The following is an 18,687-nucleotide window of genomic DNA, read 5'->3' on the forward strand; positions in this document are numbered from 1 at the left end:
GCCCGGATTGCACGCATTTGACCCGTTGTGTGGAGCTTTGAAAGCCTCGCTGGCCGCGTTCGCGCCGCCGCGAAGTTGTTTGCAGTGTTAACAGCTCCTAGGGATTTCCCGCGTTTTTTCCAAGCGCTCCGCCTTGCGTGGAATTTTTTTCCATTTCATGAAAGGTATTCGGAAGTTTGAATTCTTAGACTCCCGCATTCATTGGAATGTCAGCTTTCGTTCAGACGAAAGTCAGGACGATTGAAAGCCACAACAAAGGGAGGAATGAATCCAATGCAATCAAGACGCAGCGTCATCAAGCGCGAGGCGTGGGCCGCGGGCACGATGATCGTGCTCGGCCTGGGCGCCATCGCGCAGGCATCCACGTACACCCTGGGCAGCCTGGCCCGCATGGGCCCCGGCCTGTTTCCCGCCATTCTCGGCGTGCTGCTGGTCCTGCTGGGACTGATCATCGCGCGCATGGCCTACTCGCCCATGGTCACCGAAGAGGACGCCGAAGAGATCCCGCCGCCCGAGTGGCGCGGCTGGGGCTGCATCATCGGCGGCCTCATGACCTTCATCCTGCTGGGCAAGTACGGCGGCCTGGTGCCCGCCACCTTCGCGCTGGTCTTCATCTCGGCCATGGGCGACCGCCAGCACACGCCGCGCAGCGCCGCGCTGCTGGCCGTGGGCGTGACCATTCTCGGCGTGGCCGTTTTCTCGTGGGCGCTGCAATTGCAGTTTCCGCTGTTCCGCTGGGGCTGATCGATGGAAATCCTCAATAACCTGATGCACGGGTTCTCGGTCGCCTTCGCGCTCGACAACCTGCTGTGGGCCGTGTTCGGCGTGTTCATGGGCAACCTGATCGGCGTGCTGCCGGGCATGGGCGTGCTGGCCGCCATCTCGATCCTGCTGCCGCTGACCTACACCATGACCCCGACCGCGGCGCTGGTGATGCTGTCCGGCATCTACTACGGCTCGCAATACGGCGGCGGCATCACCTCGATCATGCTGAACCTGCCGGGCACCGCCTCGCACGCGGTGGCCTGCCTGGACGGCAATCCGCTGGCGCGCAACGGCAAGGCCGGCTCGGCGCTGTTCATGCTGATGTTCTCGTCGTTCTGCGGCGCGTCCGTCGGCATCCTGGCGATGATCCTGTTCTCGCCGCTGCTGGTCGACGTGGCCTTCAAGTTCGGCCCGGCCGAATACTTCTCGATGATGATGCTGGGCCTGCTGGCCGGCGCCACGCTGGCCAAGGGCTCGGCGATCAAGGGCGTGGCGATGGTGGTGGTCGGCCTGCTGCTGGGCGTGATCGGCACCGACGTCAACACCGGCACCATGCGCTTTCACTTCGGCATCCTCGAGCTGAGCGACGGCCTGCAGATCGTGGCGCTGGCGATGGGCCTGTTCGGCGTGGCCGACTTCCTCAAGAACATCAACCAGATCGGCGGCGACGCCAAGGTCACCAGCACCAAGGTCAGCATGAAGTCGATGCGGCCCGAGGCCGGCGACATCAAGCAGTCGCGCGGCGCCCTGGTGCGCGGCACCGCCATCGGCGCGGCCTTCGGCATCCTGCCGGGCACGGGTCCGACCATCGCCTCGTTCATCTCGTACGCGGTGGAAAAGAAAGTGGCGCGCGAACCGCGCCGCTTCGGCCGCGGCGCCATCGAGGGCATCGCCGGCCCCGAGGCCGCCACCAGCGCCTCGACCCAGACCAGCTTCATCCCCACCATGAGCCTGGGCATCCCGGGCGACCCGGTGATGGCGTTGATGCTGGGCGCGCTGATCATCCACGGCATCCAGCCCGGTCCGCAGATGATGGTCGAGCACGCCGACATGTTCTGGGGGCTGATCGCCAGCTTCTGGGTCGGCAACGTGCTGCTGTTGCTGCTGAACCTGCCGCTGATCGGCATGTGGGTGCGCCTGTTGACCGTGCCGTTCCGCTATCTGTTCCCGGCGGCGCTGTTCTTTGTCTGCGTCGGCGTCTACAGCACCAACAACAACCTGTTCGACGTGGGCATGGTGACGTTGTTCGGCGCCGCGGGCTACGCGCTGATCCGGTTGCGCTTCGAACCGGCGCCGCTGCTGCTGGGCTTCGTGCTCGGGCCGATGGTGGAAGAGAACTTCCGCCGCGCCCTGCTGCTGTCGCGCGGCGACCTGGCGATCTTCGTGACGCGCCCGATCAGCCTGGGCTTCGTGCTGGCGTGCGTGCTGCTGATCGCGCTGCTGCTGGTCTCGGCCGTGAGGCAGAAGCACAAGGCGCAGGCGGCCCTGGAGCAAGCCCGCACGGCGGCCTGACGGGCGTCGACGGCATAACGGACAGCCGCCCTCGGGCGGCTGTTTTTCATGGATCGGAAGACCCGCCGGACGCGGGCCGACAACGCGCCGCTAGGCCTCGGGCGGCGCGGCCGGCCCCACGACGTGGCCGTCGATATGGCCCAGCGGCCGGCCCGGATCGAGCCGGTCGCGCACCCGCTGCTTGAGCACCTTGGCTTCCGGAAAACCGCCGTCGCGCTTGCGGTCCCACACCAGCTCGCCGTCGCAGGTGATCTGGAAGATGCCGCCGGTGCCGGGCTGCAGCGCCACTTCGCCCAGGTCGGTGGAAAAGGTGGACAGCAGTTCCTGCGCCATCCAGCCGGCGCGCAGCAGCCATTGGCACTGCGTGCAGTAGAGAATGACGATGCGGGGACGATGGGCGGGGGGCTGGGCGGCGGTTTGCATGGCGCGAATCATTCTACGCCAGCCCGATGCCGGCGGCGCGGATCGCCAGTCGTGGATAATGTCAGGTTTTCCCGGGCGCGCGGTGCGCCCTGAGTCCGCCAATGAAGTCTGCATTACCCGCCCGAAGCCAACGCTGGCTGATCGGCCTCCTGATGGGCCTGGTCACGCTCACGCCGATGGGCATCGACATCTACCTGCCCTCCCTGCCCGCCATGGCCGTCGGCTTCGGCCAATCGATCAGCGCGCTGCAGGCCAGCATCACCCTCTTTATCTTCTCGGTCGGCGTCGGCCAGATCCTGATCGGCCCGCTGGCCGACCGCTATGGCCGCCGGCCGGTGGCGCTCGGCGGCGCGCTGGCCTACCTGCTGGGCTCGGCGCTGGGCGCGGCCGCGACCTCGCTGGAACTGTTCTACACCGCGCGCGTGATCCAGGGCCTGGGCGCCTGCTCGGCCTCGCTGGTGGCGTTCGCGGCGGTGCGCGACCGCTTCAGCCCGGCGGTCGGGGCGCGCGTCTACAGCTATCTGAACGGCGCGTTGTGCACGGTGCCGGCGCTGGCGCCGATGCTGGGCGGCGCGCTGGCGGTGCATGCCGGCTGGCGCAGCACCTTCGTCTTCATGGTGCTGTTCGCGCTGGCGCTGGCGGCATTGCTGGCGTGGCGTTTCGCCGAGACCCGCGAGGCGGCGCCGGCGCGCGGCACGCGCCTGTACAGCCTGCGCCGCTACGCGCCAATCGCCGCCAGCGGCCGGTTCCTGTATTTCGCCATCTTCGGCATGGCCGGCATGGCCATGATCCTGGTGTTCGTGTCGGCCGCGCCGGTGGTGCTGGTGCAGCAGCTGGGCTATTCGGAGCTGGGGTTTTCCGCCTGGTTCGGCGGCAACGCCGCCATCAACATCGCGGCGTTCTTCCTGGCGCCGGTGTTCATCGCGCGCTTCGGCCGCTACGCCATGCTGCGGGTCGGCATGATGGCCCTGCTGCTGGCCGCGCTGATGCACCTGGCCGCCTGGCGCTGGGCGCCCGCGGCCGCGTGGATCTTCATGCTGCCGGTGGCGGTGCTGACGGTCGGCTTTTCGCTGGCACTGGGCTCGGCGCTGAGCCTGGCGCTGGAACCCTTCGCCGACCGCGCCGGCACCGCCGCCGCGGTCTACGGGCTATTCCAGATGAGCGGCTCGGCCGTCATCGCCACCGCCCTGCTGGACCAGGGCGTGGCGCCGCAGGCCGCCATGGGCCTGATCGGCGTGGTGATCGTCGGGCCGTTGCTGTGCCTGTCGCGCGCCATGGCGCGGCGCGTCGCCGCATCCTCGCGCTAGGCCCCGGCCCGCGCCGCATTGCGGGGGTCAGGCCGCCGCGCGCGGCGTGTTCGACAAGTGCATCAGCAGCGCGCCGCCGGCGATCAACGCCGCGCCCGCCAGGCGGCCGGGGTTGAGCGCGCTGCCCACGAACCCCACCAGCGCATAGCGATCCAGCATCAGCGCCGCCAGCATCTGGCCGGCGATCACCGCCGCCAGGAAGGCGCCCGCGCCCAGGCGTGGCGCCAGGATCAGCGCCGCCGTGATGTAGAACACGCCGGCCAGGCCGCCGGTCCAGCCCCACCACGGCAATTGGCCGATCTCGGCGAAGCTCGGCGCCGGCACCCGCAGGAACGCCATCACCGCCATGGCCGCGACGGCGCTGATCGCCAGCGAGGCCATGGTGGCCCACAGCGGGTGTCCCAGGTGGCGGCCCAGGGCGGCGTTGGCGCCGGCCTGGATCGGCACCAGCGCGCCCGCCAGCACGGCGGCGGGAATGGCGTAGAAGGTCGTGTTGTTCAAGGCTTGCTCCGATTCAAGAGGGATTGGCGTTATTCTCTTATTCGCAAAACATTGAATCCAATTCGATATTTATCTATTGAATATGCAGCCAGTGAATAATCTACGGGCCATCGACCTGAACCTGCTGGTGGTGCTGGACGCCTTGCTGCACGAGCGCAACCTGACCCGCGCGGCCGCCCGCCTGCCGATGAGCCAGCCCGCCATGAGCCACGCGCTGGCCCGCCTGCGGGCGCTGCTGGGCGACCCGCTGTTCCATCGCACCCGCGGCGGCCTGCGGCCCACGCCGCACGCCCTGGCGCTGGAAGCGCCGCTGCGCGATGTGCTGGCGCAAGTGCGGCGACTGCTGGCCGGCGCGGTATTCGAGCCCGCGGCCAGCCGACGCGCGTTCCGCCTGGCCATGTCCGACTATGGCGCGAGCGTGCTGCTGCCGCCGCTGATGCGGCGCCTGCGGCGCGACGCGCCCGGCATCGACCTGGAAATCAGCTATGCCAGCCGCAGCGGCATGATCGCGGGCGTGGCCGACGGCCAGCTCGACCTGGCGCTGGCGGTGTTCGGCGAGACCCCCGCCGAGATCCAGCGCGCGGTGCTGTTCGAAGAAAGTTTCGTCTGCGTCGCCGACGCCACCGCGGGCCTGCCGTCGACATTGGAGGATTACCTGGCGCGGCCGCACGTGCTGGTGGCCGCCAGCCAGGACCAGCGCGCGGCGGAAGTGGACGCGGCGCTGGCCCGTATCGGCCAGTCGCGCCGCGTGGCGCTGCGGCTGCCGCATTGGACGGCGGCGCCGGCCGTGCTGGCCGGCACAGACCTGGTGCTGACGGTGGCGCGGCGCGCGGTGGAACCGCCGGCCGCCGGCCTGACGGTCGGGCCGGTGCCGTTTGCCATCGCGCCGCTGGCGTTCGAGATGATCTGGCACCAGCGTGCCGACGCGGACGCCGGCCTGGGCTGGCTGCGCGCGCTGCTCGGCCAACTGGCGGGCTGAGGCGCGCCGATTGCCCATCCGAGGGCTTGGGCTTCGGCGCCGCGGGTCGTTGCGGCGGGCGCCGGATGCGCCGTCTATTCCCGTGCGCGCGGCGCCATGAACTCGGGGCCGACCGGATCGAGGATGTTCTTTTGCAGCAGATCGTCGATGTCGGCCATGTCGGCATCGCTCAGGTGCCAGCCGCAGGCCTCGTCGACGCCGTCCAGCTGCTCCGGACGACGCGCGCCCCACAACGCGATGGTCGGGCCGCTGTCCAGCACCCAGCGGATGGCCAGGGCCAGCACCGGCTTGTCGTAGCGGATCCGCGCCATGGCCTCCAGTTCCTTGGTGGCGCGCACGTATTGGTCGAAACGCGGCCGGCCGAACTTCGGATCCGAGGCGCGCAGGTCGTCGGCGCCAAACGTGGTGTCCACCGTCATGCGCCCCGACAGCAGGCCGCGGCACAAGGCGCCGTAGGCCAGCACGGCCAGCCCATGCTCGCGGGCATACGGCAGCACGTCGTGCTCGATGGCGCGCTCGAACAGGTTGTACGGCGGCTGCACCGATGCCAGCGGCAGCACCGCGCGGAACGCGTCCATCTGCCCGGGCGAATAATTGCTCACGCCCACCGCCAGGATCTTGCCTTCGCGCTGCAGCGCTTCCAGGGTGCGCGCGGTATCCTCGATCGGCACCAGCGGATCGGGCCAGTGGATCTGGTACAGGTCGATGCGGTCGGTGCGCAGGCGGCGCAGCGAATCCTCCACCTCGCGCCGCAGCCGCTGCGGGCTGGAATTGCGCCGCACGCCCTCGCCGGCCCATTCCAGGCCGCCCTTGGTGGCGATGACCGCCCGGTCGCGCATGCCCGCCAGGGCCTGCCCCACCATTTCCTCGGAATGGCCGAAGCCATACACCGGCGCGGTGTCGATCAGGTTGATGCCGCGCTCGACCGCGCCGCGCAGCGTGGCGATCGAGGCCGAATCATCGGCGCCGCCCCACATCCAACCGCCGATCGCCCACGTGCCCAGGCCGATTCTCGACACAGGCGTGGGGATACCTTCAATACGCATGGTCTCGACCAGCATGACTTCTCCTACACAAAAATTTCGATGAGTGTAGGTCAGGTATTATTGAATTGGATTCAACGATTTATTCATCTTCGCCCCGCTTTTCATGCCCTCCTACAGCCGCCACGACCTGGCCGATCTCAGCGCCTTCGCGGCCATCTGCCGGCGCGGCAGCTTCCGCCTGGCGGCCACCGAACTGGGTGTGTCGACCTCGGCCCTGAGCCACGCGCTGCGCAACCTGGAAGACCGCCTGGGCGTCAAGCTGCTCAACCGCACCACCCGCTCGGTCGCGCCGACCGAGGCCGGCAGCCGCCTGGCGGCGCAGCTGGACCAGAGCTTCGGCGAGATCGGCGAGGCCCTGTCGGAGCTGGACCGCTACCGCAGCGCGCCGCTCGGCGGCCTGCGCATCAACGTGCCGCGCGATGCCTCGCGGCTGCTGCTCAGCCCGGTGCTGGCGCGCTACCTCGAAGACTGTCCCGGCGTGAAGATCGAGGTCGTGGTCGACAACAATATGGTCGACATCGTCAAGGCGGGCTTTGACGCCGGCATCCGCTTCGGCGACACCGTGCCGCAGGACATGGTCTGCACGCCGCTGACGCCGCCGCTGCGCTGGGTGGTGGTGGGCGCGCCCGCCTACCTCGGCCGCCATGGCACGCCGAAGACGCCCGAGGACCTGCTGCGCCACGCCTGCATCCGCCTGCGTCTGGGCGACCAGACCCTGTACCGCTGGGAACTCGGGCAACCGCCGCACGCGCACGCCATCGACGTGCCCGGCGCGCTGATCGTCAACGAAACCGACATGGCGCTGGATGCCGCGCTGGACGGCATCGGCCTGGCCTATTGCCTGGAGCGCTACGCCGAGCCGCACCTGCGCGCCGGGCGCCTGCGGCGCGTGCTGGACGACTGGGCGCCGGCGGGCGCGCCTCTGGTCATGTACTACCCCAGCCGGCGGCAACTGGCGCCCGCGCTCAGCCGCCTGATCGAGGCGATCCGCGGCGCCAACGGGCTGCCCGGCACGATCGACGGCTAAATCGCGGCCGCCGGCGGGCCGCATCGGACGCCAGCCTGCTATCGTGCAAGCTCCCTTGCCTACCGGAGACGCCATGCCCGCCGATGCCACGACCCAGGATCCGCTGCTGTTGCACACGATGCAGGATGGCATCGCGACGTTGCGCCTGAACCGGCCCGCGCAATTCAACGCCTTGTCCGAAGGCTTGCTGGACGCGCTGCGCACGCGCATCGACGCGCTGGCGCGCGAACCCGGCCTGCGCTGCGTGATCCTGGAATCGGCCGGCCGCGCGTTCTGCGCCGGCCACGACCTGCGCGAAATGCGCAGCCAGCCCGCGTTCGATTACTACCTGGCGCTGTTCCGCAAGTGCGGCGGCGTGATGCAGGGCCTGCAGGCGCTGCCGGTGCCGGTCATCGCCAAGGTCCGCGGCGTGGCCACCGCGGCGGGCTGCCAACTGGTGGCCAGCTGCGACCTGGCCGTGGCCGCGGACAGCGCGCGCTTCGCCGTCTCCGGCATCAATGCCGGCCTGTTCTGCTCCACGCCGGCGGTGGCGTTGAGCCGCAACGTGTCGACCAAGCGCGCCTTCGAAATGCTGGTGACCGCGCGCTTCATCGATGCGGCGCAGGCGTGCGACTGGGGGCTGCTGAACGATGTCGCGCCGGAGGCGGAGCTGGATGCGCGGGTACGGGCGCTGGCCGACGTGATCGTGTCCAAGAGCCCCACCGCGATCCGCTACGGCAAGCGCATGTTCTATGCGCAGCGCCAGATGGCGCAGGCCGAGGCCTACGAATACGCCGCCGAAGTCATGGCGCGCAACATGATGGAAGAGGACGCGGCCGAAGGCATCGACGCCTTCCTGCAAAAGCGCGCGCCGAGCTGGCGCCCCTGAACCGCGGCGCTACGCCAGCCAGCCCAGCGCCCAGCCGCCCGCGGCGGCGGCCAACACCACCCACAGCGGCGACCAGCGCGCATACACCAGCAGGCCGAACAGGCCCAGCGCCAACGCGAAATCCGCCTTGGTGAGGATCGCGCTGGTCCAGACCGGGTCGTACAGCGCCGCCAGCAGGATACCCACCACCGCCGCATTGACGCCCGCGACCATGTTGCGCACGCCGGGCCGGCGCCGCAGGCTTTCCCAGAACGGCAAGGCCGCGGCCACCAGCAGCGCGCCGGGCAGGAACACGGCCACCAGCATGGCCAGGCCACCGGCCCAGCCGGGCAACGGACCGGACGACGCCGCGCCCAGGAAAGCGGCAAACGTGAATAGCGGCCCCGGCAGCGCCTGCGCCACGCCATAGCCCGCCAGGAAATCCGCGTTCGACACCATGCCGCCGCCGACCGCGGCCGTCTCCAGCAACGGCAGCACCACGTGTCCGCCGCCGAACACCAGCGCGCCCGCCCGATAGAACCCGGCCAATTGCGTCGCCAGCGGCGCGCCCGACAGCGAGGCCCACAGCGGCAACGCCGCCAGCAATAGCGCGAACAGCGCCAGGCAGAGATAACCGGCGGCGCGCGACACGCTCTGCGACCGGTTGGCCAGCAGCGGCCGAGGTGGCACCTGCAGCAACGCGGCGCCGGCCACCGCGCCCAGCACGATGGCGCCGACCTGTCCCAGCGTGGTCGGCAGCGCCACCGTGATCAGCGCCGCGACGATGGCCAAGCCGGCACGCGGCGCGTCCGGACAGAGCGAGCGGCCCATGCCCCACACCGCCTGCGCGATCACGGCCACCGCCGCCACCTTCAACCCATGCACCAGCGGCAGGCTGGCCAGGCCGCCGAAACGCGCCAGCCCCAGGCCCAGCAGGATCATCACCAGCGCGGACGGCAGCGTGAACGCGAGCCAGGCCGCCAGCATGCCCGTCCACCCCGCCCGCTTCAGGCCCAGCGCCATGCCGACCTGGCTGCTGGCGGGGCCCGGCAGGAACTGGCACAAGGCCACCAGATCGGAAAACGCATAATCGTCGAGCCAGCGGCGGCGGTCGACGAATTCCTCGCGGAAATAGGCCAGGTGCGCCACCGGACCGCCGAACGCGGTCAGGCCCAGCCGCAGGAATGCCAGGAACACTTCCAGACAGGATCCGCGTCCAGCCGGCAGGGCCTCGCTGGCCACCGCTTTGCTGGCGACGCGTTCATCGTGGAAAGGAGGCTGCGGCGGCATTGGACTTGGCACTCTGAAACGGTTGGCGCCGGCCAGTCGCGCGGCGCCGTGATTCAAGCTTATAGCCGGGCGGCGTGGCAGTTTCAATCATTCAGGCGGCCGGGCGCCACCAGATTACTGCATGACTATTCACAATTTCCATACAAAATCCGTTGGATGACCGGAACGCGGTTATGTATGATTCAGCGGCCCGCCGCGATGGCCGGACATCATCCAGGGCGGCAGATGTGCGGCTCTCGCGCCCACAGGAATACCAGCATGCTCAAATTCACGATCCGCATTTTCGTGGTCGCCGCCATTGCCTATATCGCCGCGTCGCAACTGGTGAACCGCAGCCTGGGTTATCTGCTCGACTCGATCAGCGCCGACCTGTCCTACCAGGCCGTGCGCGGCCAGATGTACGCGCTGCACAAAGAGCTCGACCCGATCGAACCGGAATCGCGCGCCGCCTTCATCCGCGATTCCCTGCGCCCGCACTATGGCCTGGAATTGCAGCTGGTGACGCCGGAACGGATCGAGGCCACCGACCAGGAAAAGCAGGATCTGGCCACCCGCGGCTTCATCATGCGCGACGAATACAACACCTATCTCGCTCCCCTGCCCGGCGAACCGCGGCAATGGCTGGAGATGCGCCTGCCGGGCGAGCCGACGCTGGAGAAATGGATCACCTGGGGCGCCTGGCTGGCGCTCAGCATGGTGCTGGCGGCGGTGCTGCTGCTGTTGTGGGCGCTGCCGGTGTGGCGCGACCTCGATGCCTTGCGCAACGCCACGCTGCGCATGGGCCAGGGCGACCTGGGCGTGCGCGCGCGGCTGTCGCATTTCTCCGGCATCCGCCACGTCGGCGAGAGTTTCAACCAGATGGCCGAACGCATTTCGGCGCTGGTGGAAAACCAGCGCAGCCTGACCAACGCCGTCTCGCACGAATTGCGCACGCCGCTGGCCCGGCTGTCGTTCGAGGTCGACATGCTCGGCCAGGAAAAATTCCAGGCGCGGCGCGAGCAAATCCTGCACGACATGCGCACCGATATCCACGAGCTCGAAACCATGGTCGACGAACTGCTGGTATACGCGCGGCTGGAACGCCCCGCCGACGACGTCGTCAAGCAGGAAACCGTGGACGTGCGCGACTGGCTCGGCGAAGCGCTGGCGCAGGTGGCGCACCAGGCCGACGCGCGCGGCGTGCATTGCCACGTGCGCGACGGCCTGCCGGCGCATGTGCAGCTGCATCCGCGCTACATGAGCCGGGCCCTGCTCAACCTGGTGCAGAACGCCGTACGCTATGCCAGCGCGCGCATCGAGATCTCGCTGACCAGCTGCCCGGCGGGCGGCTACGAATTGATCGTCGACGACGACGGCCCCGGCGTCGCGCCCGCCGACCGCGAGCGCATTTTCGAACCCTTCATCCGGCTCGACGAAAGCCGCGACCGCGGCACCGGCGGCGCCGGCCTGGGCCTGGCCATCGTCAAGCGCGTGGCCGCCAGCCACAAGGGCAGCATCGAGGTGCGCGAAAGCCCGCTGGGCGGCGCGCGCTTCATATTGCGATGGATGTCCACGCCTCTCGCGGCGGACTGATTCGCATGGCGCATGGCGCAGGGCGGGAGCGCACAGCGCCCCTCTGCCGCCACTCGATCACGCCTCGCCAGCCGCCAGGCGGGCGTGGATCTGGTCGATGCGCAGTCCATCGCGGCGGGTGATCTCGAAGCGCCAGTCGCGCCACACGATCACATCGCCGGTGTCGGGAATGCGGCCTTCGGCGCGCAGCAGCCGGCCCGCCAGCGTCGCGTCGCCAGCGTCATCGGCCAGGTCCGCCACCTCCAGCACCCGCGCCGCCTCGGCCAGGGCCAGGCGCCCGTCGAGCAGCCACGAGCCGTCGGACAGTTGCAGCGCCTCGGGCGGCGCCTCGCTGTCCTCCGGCAGCTCGCCGGCCACCGCGGTCAGCACGTCCATCGGCGTCACCAGCCCTTCGCACACGCCGTGTTCGTCGACCACGATCAGCATGTGGTCGCGCGAGGCGCGCAGTTCTTCCAGCACCTTCAGCACCGGCGTGGTCTCCATCACGTAGCGTGGCTCGCGCGCCAGTTCGACCAGGTCGATCGGGCCGGGATTCTGCAGCAGCGGCAGCAGGTCCTTGAAGTGCAGCACCCCCAGCACGTTGGCCGGATCGCCAGCGCACAGCGGCAGGCGCGAGTGGCCCGAGGCGAACTTGCGCACGATCACGTCGGGCGTATCGGCCACGTCCAGCCAGACCATGTCGCCGCGCGCCACCATGATGGCGCGCACGTCGTGCCCGCCTATCGCCAGCACCCGTTCGATCATGGAGCTTTCCTCCGGCGCGAAGGCCGGCTCCTCGCCGGCGCCGTCCACCAGCGCCACCACATCGTCGGCCTGCTGCGAGGCCTGGCCGCTGCGACCGGCGCGCAACAGCCGCAGCACGGCCTGCGCGGTGCGCTGGCGGCGGCCCAGGGCATGCGTGCCCTTGGCCCGATTGCGGCGCGCCAGCTGGTTGCACAGCTCGATCAGGATCGAGAAACCGATCGCGGCGTACAGGTAGCCCTTGGGCACGTGGAAGCCCAGGCCTTCGGCCACCAGGCTGAAGCCGATCATCAGCAGCAGGCCCAGGCACAGGATCACCACCGTCGGGTGACGCGCCACGAAGCCCATCAGCGGGCGGCTGGCCAGCATCATCACGGCCATGGCGACCACCACCGCGATCATCATGATGCTCAGGTCCTGCACCATGCCGACCGCCGTGATCACCGAGTCCAGCGAAAACACCGCGTCCAGCACCACGATCTGCAGGATCACCTGCCAGAACACGGCGTGCTGCACCTTCTGCCCGCTATCGTGGCCGCTGCTGCCCTCGACGCGCTCGTGCAGTTCCATGGTGCCCTTGAACAGCAGGAACAGGCCGCCCAGGATCAGGATCAGGTCGCGCCCCGATATCTCGGCGCCCAGCACCGTGAACAGCGGCGCGGTCAGCGTCACCACCCAGGCAATGCTGGCCAGCAGGCCCAGCCGCATCAGCATGGCCAGCGTCAGGCCGATCATGCGGGCGCGGTTGCGCTGCGCCGGCGGCAGCTTGTCGGCCAGGATGGCGATGAACACCAGGTTGTCGATACCCAGCACGATTTCAAGAATGACCAGCGTCGCCAGGCCAAGCCAGGCGGTCGGGTCGGACATCCAGTCGAAGATCATCAACGTTCCACAAGAAGAATCAGGATCGAGTGCGCGCGGGCGCCCGGCAAAGCCGGCGCCATCGCCAGGGACGGACTCGGACAGAATAGATCAGGCGCGCGGGTCCGGGTGGGACGCGCGGGCGGTGTCGGACGGATCGGCGGCGGCGGCGCGCGGCCGCCTATGCGAGGCGTGGGCGCTGCCGCGAGATCGTGAGGAACCGGCCGGGAACGGCCGAATGCCGGAAGTCGGCAGGGAGGGGAAAGCGGGCGCCGCCATGTGAGCGGCGCCGTACTAGGAGGCGGGTCGTCGGTCATAGATGGCGAAACCGTCCTCGCTTGCCGGGCAAGCGCAGGCCGCGTGTTCCGCCGTGCTCTCATTCTTTCAGGAACCTGAATATTAGCTGAAATGCGGCAGCGAGAAAAATCCGGGTTGGCCCGCATCGGGGAGTTGTCGCGGCACCCGGATCGGTGACACACTCAGCGCACGAACACATATGCTGTCGCGGGATCCCTTTCACTCGGGAGCCGAATGCTCCGGAGGTCGTCGCCTCGCGGACCGCGCGCCGGGGGCCAGCCTCGCCGGACGCCGGCTCCGCCGCTGGAGCGATGAATGAAAGACCAACCTGTTTCCGCACGGCGCGGGCTGCTCAAGGCCCTGGCCGTGGGCGTGCCCGGCGCCGTCTGGGCGCCCCACGCCGCCGCCGCGCCCGAGGCCACGCCGGCCCCCGCCGCCGCCCCTCCCAACCGCACGCTCAAGTTCTTCAACGCCCAGGAAGCCCTGGCGATGGACGCCATCGCCGCGCGCCTGATCCCGGCCGACGAGCTCGGCCCGGGCGCCAAGGAAGCCGGCGTAACCCAGTTCGTCGACGGCCAGCTGGCGGGCGCCTGGGGCGCGGGCGAGCAGTTCTACCGCCAGGGGCCGTTCGAGGCCGGCACGCCCGAACAGGGCTACCAGCTGTCATTCACGCCCGCCGAGATGTTCCGGCGCGGCCTGGCGGCGCTGGACGCCGCCGCCCACAAGCAGGACGGCAAGCCCTACGCCGAACTGGACGCCCGGCGCCAGGACGCCTGGCTGCACGACATGCAGGCCGGCAAGCCGGACTTTTCACCGCTGCCGTCGGCCGTGTTCTTCCAGGCCCTGCTGGACGCCACCATCGAGGGTTTCTTCTCCGACCCGCTGTATGGCGGCAACATCGACATGGTGGGCTGGAAGCTGGTCGGCTTTCCCGGCGCCTATGCCTCGTTCTCCGACGACATCGAGCGCCACGGCGTGATCTGGGCCGGCCGGCCCGTGTCCATCGCCAATGCGCGCGTGCACACGATGAAACCGGGAGACGGCCATGGCTAAGACGCTTCCCGCGGTGGATGTGGCGATCGTCGGCGGCGGCTGGACCGGCGCCATCATCGGCAAGGAGCTGGCTGCGGCCGGCCAGCGCGTGGTGGTGCTGGAACGCGGCGAGGCGCGCTGGCCCTCGCCCGACTTCCAGGGCCCCTACGTCCACGACGAACTGAAATACACGCGGCGCCACGAACTGCACCAGAACGCGGCCACCGAGACCTTCACCTTCCGCAACAACACCGACCAGAAGGCGTTGCCGATGCGGCGCTGGCAGTTCGCCTATCCCGGCACCCACCTGGGCGGCGCCGGCAACCACTGGTCGGGCGCGTACTACCGCTTCGACCCCACCGATTTCCGCCTGCGCAGCCACTACACCGAACGCTATGGCGCCAAGATCTTCGACCCCGAGCTGACCTGCCAGGACTGGCCGCTGACCTACGACGAGCTGGAACCGTACTTCGACCGCTACGACTACCTGATCGGCGCGTCCGGCCAGGCCGGCAACCTCAAGGGCCAGAAGCAGGAAGGCGGCAACCCGTTCGAGCCCTGGCGCTCGCGGCCCTACCCCAACCCGCCGATGAAGGTGCCGTATGCGCCGGCCCTGTTCGGCGAGGCCGCCCGCAAGCTTGGCTACCATCCCTACGTGCAGCCATCCGCGCTCTGTACCCGGCCCTACGTGAACAGCGAAGGCCTGCACATGAGCGCCTGTGTGTACTGCGGCTTCTGTTCCAACTTCGGCTGCGAGCACTTCGCCAAGGCCTCGCCGCAGGTCTGTATCCTGCCGGTGGCGATGAAGCTGCCGACCTTCGAGATCCGCACCGGCGCCCACGTGCTGCGGGTCGAGCTGACGCCGGACAAAAAGCGCGCGCGCGGCGTGACCTACGTGGACGCGGCCGGCACCGAGATCTTCCAGCCGGCCGAGATCGTGGTGCTGTGCGCCTTCGGCATCAACAACGTGCGCCTGCTGCTGCTGTCCGGCATCGGCCAGCCCTACGATCCGGTGACCGACAAGGGCGTGGTGGGCCGCAACTACACGCACCAGACCACCTCCGGCGTGAACCTGTTCTTCGACGAGTCCGTGAACATCAATCCGTTCATGGGCGCCGGCGCCGTGGCCGTCACCATGGACGACTTCAGCGCCGACAACTTCGACCACGGCCCGCATGGCTTCGTGGGCGGTGGCTACCTGCAGATCCAGGTGGTCAGCGGCGCGCCGATCGGCTTCCATCCCACGCCCAAGGGCACGCCGGGCTGGGGCGCCGACTGGAAAAAGGCCGTCAAGCGCTACTACAACCACGCCGCCAACATCACCATCACCGGATCGGCCCAGCCCTGGCGCGGCGGCTATCTCAGCCTGGACCCCACCTACAAGGACGCCTGGGGCCTGCCGCTGCTACGCGTGACCTATGACTTTCCCGACAACGACATCCGCATGTCGGCGTTCCTGACCGAGCGTGGCGACGAGATCGGCCGCGCCATGAAGGGCGTGACGCAGACCGAGCCGGGGCCGCGCAAGCGGCCATTCTCGGCCACGGTGTACCAGTCGACCCACCTGACCGGCGGCGCGGCCATGGGCAACGATCCCGCCACCAGCGTGGTCAACCGCTACGGCCAGTCGTGGGACGTGCCCAATGTCTTCGTCACGGGCGCGGCGCTGTTTCCCCAGAACTCGGGCTACAACCCCACGGGCACGGTGGGCGCCACCGCCTACTGGATCGTCGAGAAAATCAAGGCGGACTACCTGCGTTCGCCGGGACGGCTGGTGTCATCATGATGGAACATCGCAACGGCATCCTCACCGCGGTGGCGCTGATGGTGGGCGTGCCCGCCATCACCCTGATCGCCACCCTGCACCAGATATTCGGCACCGGCGGCGACGGCCCGATCCGCGCCTCGGCGGTGCAGGCTCCGCCCGCGCCCGCACCCGCCAAGCCCGCGGCGCCCAGCGCACCGGCGGCGGCGCCCGCAGCGCCCGCGACGCCCGGCACACCGGCGACAACCCCGCCCACCGCCACCCCGGCCCCTTCGGCCGCCGCCCCAGTGCCCGGACGCAGCGCGCTGGACTTCAGCGCCTCGCGCCCGGCCTGGGAAGGCTACCTGCGCGGCGCCGATCCCGAGCAGGGCAAGCAGCTGGCCGCCGCCGGCAAGCCGGCGGCCGGGGTGCAGGCCTGTGTCGCCTGCCACGGCCAGGCCGGCATCACGCCCACCGGCGGCATCTTCCCCAACCTGGCCGGCCTGACGCCCGAGTACATCGCCAAGCAGCTGGCGGACTTCCGCCAGGGCACGCGCAAGCAGCCGCTGATGAATACCATCGCGCAAGCCCTGAGCGAGCAGGAAATCGGCCAGCTGGCGGCCTACTACGGCAGCCTGGCGGGGCCGCCGCTGCACGTGGGCGAGGCCGGCGGCGAGGCGGCGCGCAAGCTCGACCAGGCGGGCGACGGCAGCCGCGCCCTGCCCGCCTGCGCCAACTGCCACGGCCTGCGCGGCATGGGCGAAGGGCCGCTGCTGCCCCGGCTGGCGGGCCAGTCCAAGGAGTATTTCGCCGACCAGATCAACGCCTTTCGCAACGGTTCGCGGCAGAACGACGACGTCGGCGTGATGCGCGCCTTCGCGCAGCGGCTGACCGACAGCGAGATCGAGGCGCTGGGCCAGTACTACGCCGGCGCCCGCTGATCCGGCCACGGCCAGGGACGGCATCACCCTGGCCGTGGCGCGGTCTTCCTTCCGCCTCTCTTGCGCCCGACCTGTCTTTCGACCGGCCTCCCGGCACGCCCCGGCTGGGTCCCCACCGGGGCATATGAATATTCATTGAGTCGGATTTTTTACTTGGTGTTTTCCCTAATCCCTTCTTATAATTGCCGCACCATCAACCACCCCGAGATCATTGTGGACAACGACGGATGTAGTCGATACACGACTGCTTGCGCCGCTTGACGCAGGATCCGCAGAGTTTTCTGCCGAGTCCTGCGTAAAGCCAGGACACGGCTATTGGCCCGACAGCCCTCGCGCTGCCCCGGCCCAGGCCTTCCCGATACCGACTTACCGACGCGATACGCGGGCTTTGTTGCGCCCGCGCCGCGCCCGGCGAGCGGCGCATGCATGTGGACCTTCCACCGTACTCCCGCCAGGAGACGATCATGCGCATCAAGAAATTCCTCCCCTTCCTGGATGGCGCCGCCGCCGTGCGCGGCGCTGGCGTGGCCGCGGCCGCCCCGGCCGCCACCCCGACCTACCAGTTCACCATCGTCAGCCTCGCCGACACCCTGAACGCGCTGCGCAAGCAGCTGTACTACGAACTGCAGGCCCTGAACCTGCGCGTCGTGAACGTGCGCATCTCGCGCCAGGACGCCGACCAGCTGGCCAGCACCACGGTCACGCTGCAGTGCCCGCCGCAGCTGCGCGGCCCGCTCAGCGCCATCGCCCTGCGCCTGGGGCAGAGCCCCGACGTGCGCCGCGTGCACTGGGAAAACGAAGGCGGCGCCCGCATCGCCGTGCTGCCGGCCTGAGTCGCGGAAAGGAGACTGTCATGAAAGACCCGTACAAATGCCTCCTCGTCGCCCGGGTGGCGGCCCTGCTGCTGCTCTGGCTGCTGGCTTTCATCCTGACCGCCGCGTCCGTCTGGCAGATGCCCTGAGGCCGGCGCGGCGCCACGACCGCCCGGGGCCGGCAAAGTCCCCGGGGCCGGTCCGACCCACATGCTGAACACGAGAACAACAACATGAAGAACTTCGAGAACATCCAGCTGCTCACGCTGGCCAACACCCTGATCAGCCTGGCGGTGGCCTTCGTGCTCGGCTCCATCGTCGGCTTCGAGCGCCAGTACCGCCAGCGCACCGCCGGCCTGCGCACCAACGCGCTGGTGGCGGTGGGCGCGGCCATTTTCGTCGACATGGCGTTCCGCGTCGGCGGCCCCGACGGCGGCGCGCGCGTGATCTCCTACGTGGTGTCCGGCGTCGGCTTCCTGGGCGCCGGCGCCATCATGCGCGAAGGCGGCAGCATCCGCGGCCTGAACACGGCGGCCACGCTGTGGGGCTCGGCCGCGATCGGCGCCTGCGCCGGCGCCTCGCTGATCCTGGAGGCGCTTGCCGCCACCGTGTTCGTGCTCGCCGCCAATACGCTGCTGCGGCCACTGGTCTCCTACGTCAACCGCCAGCCGGTCGACGCGCAGACCACCGAAGTCACGACCGTGATCCACATCATCGCCCACGTCGACCAGCGCCAGGCCGCCATGACCGTGCTGGAAGACGTGCTCGAGGACGAGCAACTGCCGCTGTCCGAACTGAAGATCGACCAGTTCGGCGAGAACGAGGTCGAGATCGAGGCGGCGCTGAGCGAAGCCTCGGTGGACGAACTGGACCTGGACCGCGTCACCGCGCGCATCGCCGCCGCGCCGGGCATCCGCACCGCCTTCTGGGCCGCGCGCACGGTCTAGCGGCGCGGCGCGGCCCGCGCGGTGCGGCGATGAGTCGCAGCCC

The 18,687-nt window shown here is 69.4% G+C and carries 17 protein-coding genes; 12 read left to right on the forward strand and 5 right to left on the reverse strand.

From position 1 onward, the window contains the following. The first annotated feature begins 273 nt into the window (after nucleotides 1-273). Nucleotides 274-744, forward strand: coding sequence for a tripartite tricarboxylate transporter TctB family protein (locus I6I07_RS24225; RefSeq protein WP_006394923.1), 471 nt, complete (start codon nucleotides 274-276; stop codon nucleotides 742-744). Nucleotides 745-747: 3 nt separating this feature from the next. Then, a complete protein-coding gene (locus I6I07_RS24230) occupies nucleotides 748-2,277 on the forward strand; it encodes a tripartite tricarboxylate transporter permease (RefSeq protein WP_198484048.1) in 1,530 nt (509 codons plus the stop codon). A gap of 90 nt (nucleotides 2,278-2,367) precedes the next feature. Here the strand turns inward: I6I07_RS24230 and I6I07_RS24235 are convergent, their stop codons facing one another. Next, nucleotides 2,368-2,700: a SelT/SelW/SelH family protein gene (locus I6I07_RS24235; protein ID WP_198484049.1), complete on the reverse strand. Its 333-nt coding sequence runs from the start codon at nucleotides 2,698-2,700 to the stop codon at nucleotides 2,368-2,370. Between the two features lie 101 nt (nucleotides 2,701-2,801). Between I6I07_RS24235 and I6I07_RS24240 the strand changes: the two genes are divergently transcribed. After that, nucleotides 2,802-4,007 (forward strand): multidrug effflux MFS transporter, encoded by a 1,206-nt coding sequence (locus I6I07_RS24240; RefSeq protein WP_198484050.1) that lies wholly within the window; start codon nucleotides 2,802-2,804, stop codon nucleotides 4,005-4,007. 27 nt (nucleotides 4,008-4,034) lie between these two features. Here I6I07_RS24240 and I6I07_RS24245 read toward each other — a convergent pair whose 3' ends face one another. After that, nucleotides 4,035-4,508, reverse strand: coding sequence for a DMT family transporter (locus I6I07_RS24245; RefSeq protein WP_198484051.1), 474 nt, complete (start codon nucleotides 4,506-4,508; stop codon nucleotides 4,035-4,037). 82 nt (nucleotides 4,509-4,590) lie between these two features. On the opposite strand from I6I07_RS24245, the gene I6I07_RS24250 reads away from it, so the two are divergent. Next, nucleotides 4,591-5,487 carry a LysR family transcriptional regulator gene (locus tag I6I07_RS24250; protein ID WP_232625722.1) on the forward strand — a complete coding sequence of 299 codons (897 nt, stop codon included), beginning with the start codon at nucleotides 4,591-4,593 and terminating at the stop codon, nucleotides 5,485-5,487. Nucleotides 5,488-5,561: 74 nt separating this feature from the next. Here I6I07_RS24250 and I6I07_RS24255 read toward each other — a convergent pair whose 3' ends face one another. Next, nucleotides 5,562-6,548 (reverse strand): aldo/keto reductase, encoded by a 987-nt coding sequence (locus I6I07_RS24255; RefSeq protein WP_198484053.1) that lies wholly within the window; start codon nucleotides 6,546-6,548, stop codon nucleotides 5,562-5,564. 88 nt (nucleotides 6,549-6,636) lie between these two features. Here I6I07_RS24255 and I6I07_RS24260 point away from each other — a divergent pair, with 88 nt between their 5' ends. Further along, a complete protein-coding gene (locus I6I07_RS24260; RefSeq protein WP_198484054.1) occupies nucleotides 6,637-7,560 on the forward strand; it encodes a LysR family transcriptional regulator in 924 nt (307 codons plus the stop codon). 73 nt (nucleotides 7,561-7,633) lie between these two features. Next, a complete protein-coding gene (locus tag I6I07_RS24265) occupies nucleotides 7,634-8,428 on the forward strand; it encodes an enoyl-CoA hydratase (protein WP_198484055.1) in 795 nt (264 codons plus the stop codon). Between the two features lie 9 nt (nucleotides 8,429-8,437). Here the strand turns inward: I6I07_RS24265 and chrA are convergent, their stop codons facing one another. Beyond that, nucleotides 8,438-9,697, reverse strand: coding sequence for a chromate efflux transporter (chrA, locus tag I6I07_RS24270; protein WP_198484056.1), 1,260 nt, complete (start codon nucleotides 9,695-9,697; stop codon nucleotides 8,438-8,440). A 258-nt stretch (nucleotides 9,698-9,955) separates the two neighbouring features. Between chrA and I6I07_RS24275 the strand changes: the two genes are divergently transcribed. Continuing rightward, entirely contained in the window at nucleotides 9,956-11,269 is a 1,314-nt protein-coding gene (locus I6I07_RS24275; protein WP_198484057.1) for an ATP-binding protein, read from the forward strand. Between the two features lie 57 nt (nucleotides 11,270-11,326). Here the strand turns inward: I6I07_RS24275 and I6I07_RS24280 are convergent, their stop codons facing one another. Then, on the reverse strand, nucleotides 11,327-12,892 hold the full coding sequence (locus I6I07_RS24280) for a TerC family protein (RefSeq protein WP_198484058.1): 1,566 nt from the start codon (nucleotides 12,890-12,892) through the stop codon (nucleotides 11,327-11,329). Nucleotides 12,893-13,483: 591 nt separating this feature from the next. Between I6I07_RS24280 and I6I07_RS24285 the strand changes: the two genes are divergently transcribed. From I6I07_RS24285 to I6I07_RS24305, 5 genes are all read left to right on the forward strand, one after another. Then, complete coding sequence (locus tag I6I07_RS24285; RefSeq protein WP_198484059.1) at nucleotides 13,484-14,221, forward strand: gluconate 2-dehydrogenase subunit 3 family protein; 738 nt, start codon at nucleotides 13,484-13,486, stop codon at nucleotides 14,219-14,221. Next, the gene (locus I6I07_RS24290) at nucleotides 14,214-15,986 is read left to right on the forward strand and encodes a GMC family oxidoreductase (protein WP_198484060.1); all 1,773 of its coding nucleotides are present in this window, start codon (nucleotides 14,214-14,216) and stop codon (nucleotides 15,984-15,986) included. Before I6I07_RS24285 ends, I6I07_RS24290 begins: the two co-directional genes overlap by 8 nt. Continuing rightward, nucleotides 15,983-16,885: a c-type cytochrome gene (locus I6I07_RS24295; protein WP_198484061.1), complete on the forward strand. Its 903-nt coding sequence runs from the start codon at nucleotides 15,983-15,985 to the stop codon at nucleotides 16,883-16,885. The genes I6I07_RS24290 and I6I07_RS24295 overlap by 4 nt, the downstream gene beginning before the upstream one ends. A 464-nt stretch (nucleotides 16,886-17,349) precedes the next feature. Beyond that, the gene (locus I6I07_RS24300; RefSeq protein WP_006394899.1) at nucleotides 17,350-17,718 is read left to right on the forward strand and encodes a hypothetical protein; all 369 of its coding nucleotides are present in this window, start codon (nucleotides 17,350-17,352) and stop codon (nucleotides 17,716-17,718) included. Between the two features lie 212 nt (nucleotides 17,719-17,930). Continuing rightward, nucleotides 17,931-18,644, forward strand: a complete 714-nt coding sequence (locus I6I07_RS24305; RefSeq protein ID WP_198484062.1) for an MgtC/SapB family protein — start codon at nucleotides 17,931-17,933, stop codon at nucleotides 18,642-18,644. The last annotated feature ends 43 nt before the right edge of the window (nucleotides 18,645-18,687 follow it).

Source organism: Achromobacter deleyi (assembly GCF_016127315.1).
GTDB classification, from domain to species: domain Bacteria; phylum Pseudomonadota; class Gammaproteobacteria; order Burkholderiales; family Burkholderiaceae_B; genus Achromobacter; species Achromobacter insuavis_A.

Bases quoted from the DNA above. Each gene is read 5' to 3' on its own strand.
- I6I07_RS24280 (WP_198484058.1), bottom strand. From the start codon at position 12,892: ATGATCTTCGACTGGATGTCCGACCCGACCGCCTGGCTTGGCCTGGCG.
- I6I07_RS24250 (WP_232625722.1), top strand. From the start codon at position 4,591: ATGCAGCCAGTGAATAATCTACGGGCCATCGACCTGAACCTGCTGGTG.
- I6I07_RS24230 (WP_198484048.1), top strand. From the start codon at position 748: ATGGAAATCCTCAATAACCTGATGCACGGGTTCTCGGTCGCCTTCGCG.
- I6I07_RS24300 (WP_006394899.1), top strand. From the start codon at position 17,350: ATGCGCATCAAGAAATTCCTCCCCTTCCTGGATGGCGCCGCCGCCGTG.
- I6I07_RS24255 (WP_198484053.1), bottom strand. From the start codon at position 6,548: ATGCTGGTCGAGACCATGCGTATTGAAGGTATCCCCACGCCTGTGTCG.
- I6I07_RS24275 (WP_198484057.1), top strand. From the start codon at position 9,956: ATGCTCAAATTCACGATCCGCATTTTCGTGGTCGCCGCCATTGCCTAT.
- chrA (WP_198484056.1), bottom strand. From the start codon at position 9,697: ATGCCGCCGCAGCCTCCTTTCCACGATGAACGCGTCGCCAGCAAAGCG.
- I6I07_RS24290 (WP_198484060.1), top strand. From the start codon at position 14,214: ATGGCTAAGACGCTTCCCGCGGTGGATGTGGCGATCGTCGGCGGCGGC.
- I6I07_RS24305 (WP_198484062.1), top strand. From the start codon at position 17,931: ATGAAGAACTTCGAGAACATCCAGCTGCTCACGCTGGCCAACACCCTG.
- I6I07_RS24225 (WP_006394923.1), top strand. From the start codon at position 274: ATGCAATCAAGACGCAGCGTCATCAAGCGCGAGGCGTGGGCCGCGGGC.
- I6I07_RS24265 (WP_198484055.1), top strand. From the start codon at position 7,634: ATGCCCGCCGATGCCACGACCCAGGATCCGCTGCTGTTGCACACGATG.
- I6I07_RS24295 (WP_198484061.1), top strand. From the start codon at position 15,983: ATGATGGAACATCGCAACGGCATCCTCACCGCGGTGGCGCTGATGGTG.
- I6I07_RS24235 (WP_198484049.1), bottom strand. From the start codon at position 2,700: ATGCAAACCGCCGCCCAGCCCCCCGCCCATCGTCCCCGCATCGTCATT.
- I6I07_RS24285 (WP_198484059.1), top strand. From the start codon at position 13,484: ATGAAAGACCAACCTGTTTCCGCACGGCGCGGGCTGCTCAAGGCCCTG.
- I6I07_RS24240 (WP_198484050.1), top strand. From the start codon at position 2,802: ATGAAGTCTGCATTACCCGCCCGAAGCCAACGCTGGCTGATCGGCCTC.
- I6I07_RS24260 (WP_198484054.1), top strand. From the start codon at position 6,637: ATGCCCTCCTACAGCCGCCACGACCTGGCCGATCTCAGCGCCTTCGCG.